Raw genomic sequence first — 11,733 nt, 5'->3', positions numbered from 1 at the left:
AGAGGAACTAGGAACAAGCAATGAGCAAGCCAGAGCTCGAGGACGTCCTCCCGCTGTCCCCCATGCAGCAGGGAATGCTGTTCCACGCGATGTACGACGACGAGCAGGGCTCGGACGTGTACACCATCCAGGTCTCGTTCGAGATCGAGGGCGAGCTGGACACGGAGGCCCTTCGCGCGGCCGCCGCCGGCGTCCTTCGCCGACACGCCAATCTGCGGGCCGGGTTCCGGTCCCGCAAGAACGGGCAGCCCGTACAGGTGATCCTCCGTCAGGTCGAGCTGCCCTGGACGGATGTGGACCTGAGCGGCCTTCCGGAGGCGGAACGGGAGGAGGAGCTGGCCCGGCTGGCAACCGAGGACCGGACCCGCCGCTTCGATGTCGCCGCTCCCCCGCTGCTGCGCTTCACCCTGATCACCACGGGCACGGACCGCCACCGGCTGCTGATCACCAACCACCACATCCTGCTGGACGGCTGGTCCATGGCGCAGGTACTGGGGGAATTCTTCGAGCTGTACGGCACCAAGGGTGACGACTCGGGCCTGCCCCGGCCGACGCCGTACCGCGAGTACCTCGCATGGCTGGGCCGGCAGGACCGCCCGGCGGCCGAGGCCGCGTGGCGGCGTTCGCTGGAGGGGCTCGACGAGCCCACGCTGCTGGCCCCCTCCGATCAGACGCCGTCGGCCGAGCGCAAACAGCACCACGTCAGGCTGTCCGAGCAGGAGACCGCGGCCCTCGGCCAGTGGGCCCGGCAGGCGGGGCTGACCGTCAACACCGTCGTCCAAGCGGCCTGGGCGATTGCCCTGGGGCAGCTGAAAGGCCGTCACGACGTGGTGTTCGGTGCCACGGTATCGGGCCGTCCCGCGGACATCCCGGGTGTCGAGTCGATGGTCGGGCTGTTCATCAACACCCTGCCGGTGCGGGTCAGGATCGATCCCGCCGAGCCACTGGTCAGCCTGCTGGCACGGATCCAGGACGAACAGGCCGAACTCATGCCCCACCAGCACTTGGGGCTCAGCGACATCCAGCGGCTGTCCGGACACGGCGAACTCTTCGACACCCTCCTCGTGTTCGAGAACTACCCCGTCGACGAGCAGAGCCTGCAGAAGTCGGCCGGCGATCTGGGCATCGTGGCGAGCGAGAACCGTGATGACACCCACTACCCGCTCACCATGGCCGTCCTGGTCGGCTCGGTCATGGAGCTGCAGCTGACCTACCAGCCCGAGGTCCTCGCCACCGAGCAGGTCGAGGCGTTCACCGCCGGCCTGGTGCGACTGCTGACCTCCGTGGGCGAGGATGCCGACCGCCCGGTCGGGGGGCGGCGATTGCTGTCGTCCTCGCTCGAGCAGCGGCTGCTCACCGCGGGTACGGGCAAGGAACTGGCGCTGCCCCACGAGCAGATACTGCCGGACCTGCTGGAACTGCGGGCCGGGCGCACCCCCGACGCGATCGCGCTGAGGTGCGACAAGGAGTCGCTGACCTTCGCGGAGTTCAACGGCCGCGTCAACCGGCTGGCGCGTCGGCTCGTGGCCCAGGGGGTCGGGCCGGAACAGCTCGTCGCCGTGGCGCTGCCCCGTTCCGCGGACCTCGTCGTCGCCTTGCACGCCGTGCTCAAGGCAGGCGCCGCGTATCTCCCGCTGGACCCCGACTATCCCGCCGAGCGGATCACCTACCTCTTCGAGGACGCGCGTCCGGCCGCCCTGATCACGCTCGCCGACCTCGCGGAGCGCCTGCCCACGTCGGCCGCCGGTGTCCCCCGCACGGTCCTCGACGACCCGGCGGAGATGCGGGGCCTTGCCGCCCTGTCCGACAGCGACCTGACCCAGGCCGACCGCCTGGCACCGGTGACCGCGGACAACCTCGCCTACGTGATCTACACCTCCGGTTCGACGGGCAAGCCGAAGGGCGTCGTGGTCACGCACCGCAATGCCGTGAGCCTCTTCCACAGCCAGCGGACCGACCTCTATGGTCCCGGCTCGCAGGCGGTGGGTGGCCGCCCGGTTAAGGCCGCGCTGACCAGCGCCTTCACCTTCGACGCCTCGGTGGACGGTCTGTTGTGGATGCTGGACGGCCACGAGCTGCACGTCATCAATGACGAGGTCCGGCGCGACCCCGCACAGCTGACCCGCTATGTGGCGGACGAGCGCATCGACTTCGTCTTCTGCACTCCGACGTACATGCAGCAGTTGCTGGCCGCCGGGATGATGCGCACCACCGGCCACAAGCCCCACTTGCTGCGGCTCGGCGGTGAGGCGGTGGGCGACGCTCTGTGGCAGGAGCTGCGGTCGCTGCCGGAAACGACCACGTACAACTACTACGGCCCTACCGAGTGCACCGTGGTCACGCTCCGCCATCCGGTCGCGGACAGCGCGACCCCGCTGATCGGCGGTCCGCTGCGGAACGTCCGGGCGTACGTCCTGGACACCGACCTGCGGCTGCTGCCGCCGGGAGTGGCGGGCGAACTGTACATCGCGGGACCCAACGTCACCCGTGGCTATCTGCGGCGCCCCGGGCTGACATCCGAGCGGTTCGTGGCCGATCCGTTCGGCGCCACCGGCGGGCGGATGTACCGCACGGGCGACATCGTCCGCTGGACTGCGGATGGTGAGCTCGACTACCTGAGCCGTGCGGACGGTCAGGTCAAGGTCCGTGGATTCCGTATCGAGCTCGGCGAGATCGAAGCCGCGCTGGCCGGGCACGAGCAGGTCGGCCAGGTCACGGTGACCGTGCGCGAGGACCAGCCGGGCAACAGACGCCTGGTCGCCTACGTCGTCCCCACCGGCGAGGACACGGACACCGACGCCCTGCGTGCCCATGTGGCGGGGGTACTGCCGGAGTACATGGTGCCGGCCGCGTTCGTCGTCCTTGACGCCCTGCCGCTGACGGCGAACGGCAAGCTGGACCGCAAGGCCCTGCCCGCCCCCGACTTCAACCGTGAGGTCTCCGGGCGCGGGCCGCGCAACGCACGCGAAGAGGCTCTCTGCGCGTTGTTCGCGGAGGTGCTCGGTCTGGAACAGGTCGGGGTCGACGACAGCTTCTTCGAGCTCGGCGGCGACAGCATCGTCTCCATCCAGCTCGTCAGCCGGGCCCGTCGTGCCGGGCTGGTGTTCACCCCGCGGGATGTCTTCAAACAGCGAACCGTCGAGGCACTCGCGGCAGTGGTCCAAGGTGCCGACGACACGACGAGCGCCGGTCCGGCGGCCCCGGACAGCGGCATCGGCGCGGTGCCGCTGACGCCCATCGTCCACCACCTGCGGGAGACCGGCGGCCCGGTGGACGGTTTCAACCAGGCCATGATGATGCAGGTCCCGGGGGACTACGACCTCGCGACGCTGACGAAGGCGCTCCAGGCCGTGCTGGACCACCACGACGCGCTGCGGCTGCGGTTGTCCCGGCCCGAGGGCGGCGCGTGGTCGCTGGAGATCACACCCCGGGGATCGGTCCGCGCGGAGCACATCGTGCACCGGATCGACGCGGCCACGACCCCGCTGGCCGAAGCGGCGCAGGCGGCACAGGAACGGCTGGCCCCGGACTCCGGGGTCATGCTCCAGGCGGTGTGGCACGACGCCGGACCGGATGCCCCCGGTCAATTGGTGCTCATGGCGCACCACCTCGTGGTCGACGGCGTGTCCTGGCGGATCCTGCTGCCGGACCTCTCCGCGGCGTACGAGGCGGTCGCGGCCGGGCGCGAGCCGGATCTGGACCCGGTGGGCACCTCGTTCCGGGCCTGGGCCCAGGGTCTGGTGGAGGCCGCCTCCTCCGAGGCCCGCACCGCCGAACTGGACACCTGGACCTCCATGCTGAGCGTCGAGGACCCCCTGCTCGGCTCCCGGCCGCTGGATCCCGGCCGCGATGTGGTGGCGACGTCCGGAAGCCTGTCCCTGTCGCTGCCCGCCGATGTCACCAAGGCGCTGCTGGCACGCGTCCCCGCTGCTTTCCACGCAGGCGTGAACGACATCCTGCTGACCGGCTTCGCCCTCGCCGTCACCGACTGGAAACGACGCCGAGGCCACACCGACACCACCACCCTGATCGACCTCGAAGGCCACGGACGCGAAGAACTCGTCCCCGGCGCCGACATCTCCCGCACCGTCGGCTGGTTCACCAGCCTCTTCCCCGTCAACCTCGACCCCGACATCACCACCCACCAATGGCCCGAAATCTGGGCCGCCGGCCCCGCCATCGGCAACGCCATCAAAACCATCAAGGAACAACTACGCACCCTCCCCGACAACGGCGCCGGCTACGGACTCCTGCGCTACCTCAACCCCAAGACCGCTCCCACCCTCGCCGCACTACCCACCCCCCAAATCAGCTTCAATTACCTGGGACGGCTGGGCGGTTCGACCTCCGAAGAGGACGGAGGAGACGAGTCGGGCCTGGGTGGCGGCGCCGATCCGCACATGCCGCTGAACCACGCGCTGGGGCTCAACGCGATCGCCCGGGAAACCCCCGAGGGGCCGTCGCTGTTCGCCACCTGGGCGTGGCCGCGTGAGCTGTTCGGCGAGGACGAGGTACGGGATCTGGCGGAGACCTGGTTCCGGGCTCTGCGGGCCATCGTCACTCACGCGGAGGGGCCGGGGGCCGGCGGCCACACCCCCTCCGACCTCTCGCTCGTCAGGCTGGCGCAGAGTGAGATCAACGCGCTGGAGACACGGCAGCCCCGGCTGGCGGACGTGCTGCCGCTCGCGCCGCTGCAGGAGGGTCTGCTCTTCCACGCGCTCTACGACCAGCAGGGGTACGACGTCTACACCGTCCAGCTCTCCTTCGCGATCGAGGGCGCCCTGGACAGCGCGGCGATGCGGGCCGCCGTGGCCACGTTGCTGAAGCGTCATGCCAACCTGCGGGCCGGGTTCCACACCCTGGACAACGGCGAGACCGTGCAGGTGATCCCGTCCGAGGTCACCGTTCCATGGACCGAGCTGGACCTCAGCGGCCTGACCGAGGCCCGCCGCGAGGCCGAGCTCGCCCGGGTGCTGGACGAGGACCGCAATCGACGCTTCGACCTGACGGCTCCCCCGCTGATGCGGTTCACCCTGATCACGCTCGGTCCCGACCGGTACGTGTTCACGATCACCAATCACCACATCCTGATGGACGGGTGGTCGTTCGGGGTGCTGCTGGGCGAGTTGTTCGAGGTGTACAACCGCAAGGGTGACGACTCGGGGCTGGCGCGGGTGACGCCGTACCGCGACTACCTGGCGTGGCTGGCCCGGCAGGACCGTGCCGCGGCCAGGGCCGCCTGGACCCGGGCGCTGGACGGTCTCGACGAGCCGACTCTGCTGGCACCGGTGGATGCCACCCGGAAGCCGGTGGTCCCGGAGCGGGTCTCGAAGGAGCTGCCCGCGGAGTTCGCCGCGGCGCTGCGTGAGACGGCCCGTGCGCATGGCGTCACGCTGAACACCCTCATGGGGCTGGCCTGGGCCCTCACCCTGGGGCAGCTGACCGGCCGGGACGACGTGGTGTTCGGCACCACGGTCTCCGGCCGTCCCGCGGACATCCCGGGCATCGAATCGATGGTCGGCCTGTTCATCAACACCCTGCCGGTGCGTGTGCGGCTCGACCCCGCCGAGACGGTGGGCAGCCTGCTGACCCGTCTCCAGGACGAGCAGGCCGAGCTCATGCAGCACCAGCACGTGGGCCTCACCGACATCCGGGAGATGACCGGGCTGGGGGAGCTGTTCGACACCCTCCTGGTGTACGAGAACTATCCGGTCGACGACGAGGCGCTGGCGCAGTCGGTCGGCGACCTCTCCGTGACGGGCACCGAGCCGCTCGACGCCACTCACTACCCGATCGGTCTCCTGGTGATCCCGCTCGGCGAGCGGCTGATGGTACGCGCCGACTACCGCGCTGATGTGTTCGCCCCGGAAGCGGCCGAGCGGATCGTCGCGCGCCTCCTTCGGGTGGCCGAGGCCCTGACGGACACGTCACGGGTGATCGGTGAGCTGGAGCTCCTCTCCGAGGAGGAGCGCCGGCAGCAGCTGTTCGAGTGGAACGACACGGCGCACGAGGTGCCGGGGGCGACGCTGCCCGAGCTGTTCGAGGCCCAGGCCGCGACGACACCCGATGCCGAGGCCGTGGTGAGCGGTGACGGGCGCCTGACGTACGCGGAGTTGAACGAGCGGGCGAACCGGCTGGCCCGTCTGCTGCTCACCCGTGGTGTCGGCCCGGAGAGCTACGTGGGTGTGGTCCTCTCCCGGACCGTGGAACTGCCGGTCGCGCTGCTCGCGGTGGCCAAGACGGGTGCGGCCTACCTGCCGGTCGACCCGGACTACCCCTCCGACCGCATCGCGTACATCTTCTCGAACACCAGGCCCGTCTGTGTACTGGCCGACTCCGACACGGCACCGAAGCTGCCCGTGGACGCCTCCTCCCTGGTGGTCGTCGACAACGCGGTGGTCCGGAACGCGGTCGCGACCCTGCCGGGCACGGACCTGACCGACGAGGACCGGACGGCGCCCCTCTCGCCGGCCCACCCCGTGTACGTCATCTACACGTCGGGATCGACCGGCCGCCCCAAGGGCGTGGTGGTCGAGCACCGGTCGCTCAACCTCTACCTGGCCTGGACCCGGGCCCGCTTCCCGGCGGTTTCCGGCCGTGCCCTGGTCCACTCCCCCGTCTCCTTCGACCTGACCGTCACGGGCCTGCTCGGCACCCTGACCGCTGGCGGCTGTGTCCATCTGACCGAGCTGGACGAGGACGCCGCCCGGGAGGACTTCGAGCAGCCCGGGTTCGTCAAGGCGACGCCCGCCCACCTCGGCCTGCTCATGGCGCTGCCGGAGCGGTTCTCCCCCTCCGGGGAGCTCGTCCTGGGTGGTGAGGCCTTGCTGGGCGAGGTGCTGGACGAGTGGCGGCGCCACCACCCCGGTGTCACCGTCATCAACGAGTACGGTCCCACCGAGGCCACCGTCGGCTGCACCGAGTACCGCGTCGAGCCCGGTGACAGCGCCCCCGCGGGCGCGGTCCCCATGGGCCGTCCGATCTGGAACACCCAGCTGTACGTCCTGGACACCCGGCTCCGGCCCGTCCCCGTGGGTGTCGGGGGTGAGCTCTACATCGGCGGCGATCTCCTGGCCCGCGGGTACCTGGGCCGCCCCGACCTCACCGCGGGACGCTTCGTCGCCAATCCCTTCGGCGGCGCCGGCGGGCGTATGTACCGCACGGGTGACATCGTCAAGTGGCGTGCCGACGGGCAGTTGGAGTTCGTCAGCCGCGTCGACGACCAGGTGAAGGTGCGGGGCTTCCGCATCGAGCTGGGCGAGATCGAGGCCGCCGCGGCCTCGCACCCGGCCGTCGGCCAGGTGCTGGTCGTGGTCCGCGAGGACCGGCCGGGTGACAAGCGCATCGTGGCCTACGTGATCCCGGCCGAGGAGGGCGGCAGCCCGGACCCGGCCGAGCTCCGGGGCCATCTGGCCGCCACGCTGCCGGACTACATGGTGCCTTCCGCGTACGTGGTGCTGGAGTCCTTCCCGCTGACGCCCAACGGCAAGCTGGACCGCAAGGCGCTGCCGGCCCCCGACTTCAGCGGGCAGGTCTCCTCGCGGGGACCGCGCACCGCGCGGGAGGAGACCCTCTGCGCCCTGTTCGCCGACATCCTGGGGCTGGAGCGCATCGGCATCGACGACAGCTTCTTCGAGCTCGGCGGTCACTCGCTCCTGGCGACCCGCCTGGTCAGCCGCATCCGCTCCGCCTTCGAGATCGAACTGGGGGTGCGCGCGGTCTTCGAGGAGCCCACGGTCGCCGGCCTCGCCGGCCGGCTGGACTCGGCGGGCGCCTCGCGTCAGGCGCTCGGCGTCATGGAGCGGCCGGAGGACATCCCGCTGTCGTTCGCCCAGCGGCGCCTGTGGTTCCTGAACCGTTTCGAGGGGCCGAACGCGACGTACAACATCCCTCTGTGCACGCGGCTGCTGGGAGGGCTGGACCTGGCCGCTCTGCAAGCGGCACTGGGCGATGTGGTGGCCCGGCACGAGAGCCTGCGCACGGTGTTCCCCGACGTCGAGAACCGGCCCCGCCAGCAGGTCCTGCCCGTCGGAGGGGCCGTCCCGCGGCTCGTGGTCACCGATGTCACCGCCGACGACCTCGACCAGGAGGTGAGCGCCGCGGCGCAGCAGGGCTTCGACCTCGCCCATGACATCCCGCTGCGGGCCCACGTCTTCCGGGTCGCCGCCGATGATCACGTCCTGCTGATCGTGATGCATCACATCGCGAGCGACGGCTGGTCGCTGACCCCGCTGTCGCGGGACCTGTCGACGGCCTACGCGGCACGTTGCGAGGGCGCGGCGCCGCAGTGGGAGCCGCTGCCGGTCCAGTACGCCGACTACACGCTGTGGCAGCGCCAGGTCCTGGGCGACGAGAGCGACCCCGGCAGCGCGATGGCCGGGCAGCTGGCCTTCTGGCGCACCGCGCTCGCCGGCATACCGGAGGAGCTGCCGCTGCCGACGGACCGGCCGCGACCGGCCGTGACGGACTATCGCGGCGGCACCGCTCCGCTGCGGATCCCGCCCCACGTCCATCAGCAGGTGGCGGACCTGTCGCGCGCCTGCGGGGCGAGCGTGTTCATGGTGGTGCAGGCCGCCATCGCCGCCCTGCTGGGCAAGCTCGGTGCCGGTGCGGACATCCCGATCGGCACCGTGATCGCCGGACGGACCGACGAAGCCCTCGACGACCTGGTCGGCTTCTTCATCAACACCCTGGTGCTGCGCACCGATCTCTCCGGCGATCCGACCTTCCGCGAGCTGGTGGAGCGGGTCAAGGAGACCGACCTGGCCGCGTACGCCAACCAGGACGTGCCGTTCGAGCGCCTGGTGGAGGAGATCAACCCGGTCCGTTCCATGGCCCGGCACCCGTTGTTCCAGGTCATGCTGGCCTTCCAGAACAACTCGACCGAGCGCACGGACATCCCCGGCGCGCGGATGCTCCCGCACCCGGTGGGACTGGACGTCGCGAAGTTCGACCTGTCCTTCGACCTCGGCGAGCGGTTCGCTCCCGACGGGTCCCCGGCCGGCATCGAGGGCGGTATCCACTTCGCCACCGGGCTCTTCGACGCGTCCACGGTCGAAGCGCTGGCGGCGCGGCTGGAGCGACTGCTCGACGCGGTGACCGCCGCACCCGGCCGGGCGATCACCGACGTCGACGTGCTCACCGAGCGGGAGCGGCAGCGGGTTCTCCACGACTGGAACGACACCGAGCGGGCCATCGAGCCGGTGACCCTCCCCGGGCTCTTCGAGACGCAGGTGGCGCTCACGCCGTCGGCGACCGCCGTGGAGTCCGCCGAGCTGTCCCTCGACTACGCGGAACTCAACGCCCGCGCCAACCAGTTGGCGCATGCCCTCATCGCGCGGGGCGTGGGCCCCGAGCAGGTGGTGGCCCTCGCTCTGCCGCGCTCGGTGGACATCGCCGTCGCCCAGCTGGCCGTGGTCAAGGCCGGCGCCGCGTTCCTCCCGGTGGACCCGGACTACCCGGCCGACCGGATCAGCTACATCCTCGACGACTCGGCGCCCGCCCTGCTGGTGACGGACTCCGAGCACGCCGCCCGGCTGCCCCGGCACAGCGTTCCGCAGGTGCTGCTCGACACCGTCGATCTGTCCGCGCAACGGCGGGACAACCCGGGTGTCCCGCTGTCCGTGGCTCACCCGGCCTACCTCATCTACACCTCCGGATCCACCGGCCGGCCCAAGGGCGTCGTGGTCACGCACCACGGTCTGGCGAGCTTCGCCGCGGTGGAGGTGGAACGGTTCGATGTGACCGCGGACAGCCGGGTGCTGCAGTACGCGTCGCCCAGCTTCGACGCCTCGGTGCTGGAGCTGTGCATGACGTACGCGGCGGGCGCCACGCTCGTGGTGCCGCCGCCGGGGCCGCTGGCCGGTGATGTGCTGGCCGAGGTCCTGCTCGGGCGCGGGGTGACGCACGCGCTGATTCCGCCCGCGGCGCTGGCCTCGGTGCCCGCCGGTGACTTCCCCGCCTTCCGTTCCCTGGTGGTCGGTGGTGACGCGACGTCGGCGGAGCTGGTCGACCGCTGGGCCCCCGGCCGCCGGATGGTCAATGCCTACGGTCCGACCGAGTCGACCGTCGCCGCGACCATCAGCGACCCGCTGGCGGCCGGGACGGGGACGCCGACCATCGGCCGCCCCGTCCACAACACCCGGGTGTACGTCCTGGACCCGGGGCTGCGCCCGGTCCCGGCGGGCGTCGCGGGCGAGCTGTACGTCACCGGCGCCGGGCTGGCCCGTGGCTATCTGGGCCGGGCGGCTCTCACCTCCGAGCGCTTCGTGGCCTGCCCCTTCGGCGGGCCGGGCGAGCGGATGTACCGCACGGGTGACATCGCCCGCTGGACCACCGACGGCCGGCTCTCCTACCTGGGGCGTGCCGACAACCAGGTGAAGGTCCGCGGCTTCCGTATCGAGCTGGGCGAGATCGAGTCCGCTCTGGTCTCCCACGACCAGGTCGCCCAGGTCGCGGTGGTCGTACGCGAGGAGAAGCCGGGTGAGCCCGCGCTCGTCGCGTATGTCGTACCGGAGGCCGGGGCCGAGGCGGGCCAGGCCGAGCTGCGCCGGCACGTGACGGCCTCGCTGCCCACCTACATGGTGCCGTCCGCGTTCGTCCGGCTCGACGCCCTTCCGGTGACGCCCAACGGCAAGCTGGACCGCAAGGCGCTGCCGGCCCCGGACCTCGGGGAGCTGGCGGGGTCCCGCGGGCCGCGCACTCCACAGGAGGAAATGCTGTGCGGCCTGTTCGCGGAGGTGCTCGGCCTGGAGCGGGTCGGTATCGACGGCAACTTCTTCGAGCTGGGCGGCGACAGCATCGTCTCGCTCCAGCTCATCAGCCGGATCCGCTCGGTCCTCGGCATCAAGGTCAGCAACCGTGCCGTCTTCGAGACGCCGACGGTCGCGGAACTCGTCGAGAGTCTCGGTACGGACTCCGGGCGGGACGGCTTCGAAGTACTGCTGCCACTGCGCCCCGGCGGGGACAAGCCGCCGCTGTTCACCTTCCACGCCACCGGCGGACTCGCCTGGGGTTACGGGGAGTTCCTCAAGCAGATCCGGTCCGAGTACCCCGTCTACGGCCTGCAGGCACGCGGCTTCAAGCCGGGTGAGCCGCTCGCGGAGAGCATGGCGGCGATGGCCGCGGACTACATCGAGCAGATGCGTTCGGTGCAGCCGCACGGTCCGTACCACCTGCTGGGCTGGTCGCTGGGGGCGCTGACCGCGCAGGAGGTCGCCACCCAGCTCCAGGAGCAGGGCGAGGAGATCGGCCTGCTGGTCAATCTCGACCAGGGTCCCTTCGAGGGAGCCTTGGGCGACGGCCGGCCGGAGTACACCGAGCAGATCGTCTTCCGGGCCCTGCTCCAGGTCGCCGGGCTGGACGTGGATTCCATCGGGGACGACGTCGTACTCGAATACGCCCAGGTCATGGAGATGGTGAGCAGTCGGGACAGCGCGCTCGGAAACCTCGAGCCGCATCACATCGACGCGTTCGCCAAGGTCATGGAGAACAACTACCGGATCGTGTCGGACCACCGGCCCAAGGAGCTCAAGGGAGACATGATGGTCGTCGTGTCGCTCTATCAGCACGGCGACGAGGCGGTGCCCCGCATGGTCGACCTCTGGCGGCCGCACGTCACCGGCAGGATCGAGACGCACCCGGTGGCCGCCTCGCACCACGACCTGATGTCACCCGGCACGGCGGCGGACATCGGCCGCCTGGTCTACGACAAGCTCAGGTCGCTCGACTGAC

1 protein-coding gene is annotated in these 11,733 nt (G+C 70.8%); it reads left to right on the top strand.

Going from position 1 to position 11,733, the window contains the following annotated elements; all coding sequences use genetic code 11:
- Nucleotides 1-20: 20 nt before the first annotated feature.
- Entirely contained in the window at nucleotides 21-11,732 is an 11,712-nt protein-coding gene (locus AB8O64_RS28425; protein ID WP_370422148.1) for an amino acid adenylation domain-containing protein, read from the top strand.
- The last annotated feature ends 1 nt before the right edge of the window (nucleotide 11,733 follow it).

The sequence above is a fragment of the Streptomyces sp. QH1-20 genome, from assembly GCF_041283565.1.
Lineage (GTDB): Bacteria > Actinomycetota > Actinomycetes > Streptomycetales > Streptomycetaceae > Streptomyces > Streptomyces syringius.
Note: the sequence above shows the minus strand (reverse complement) of the source record. Positions and strands in the feature narration are given on the sequence as shown.

Excerpts from the sequence above, each read along its gene's own strand:
- AB8O64_RS28425 (WP_370422148.1), top strand. The coding sequence starts at position 21 with ATGAGCAAGCCAGAGCTCGAGGACGTCCTCCCGCTGTCCCCCATGCAG.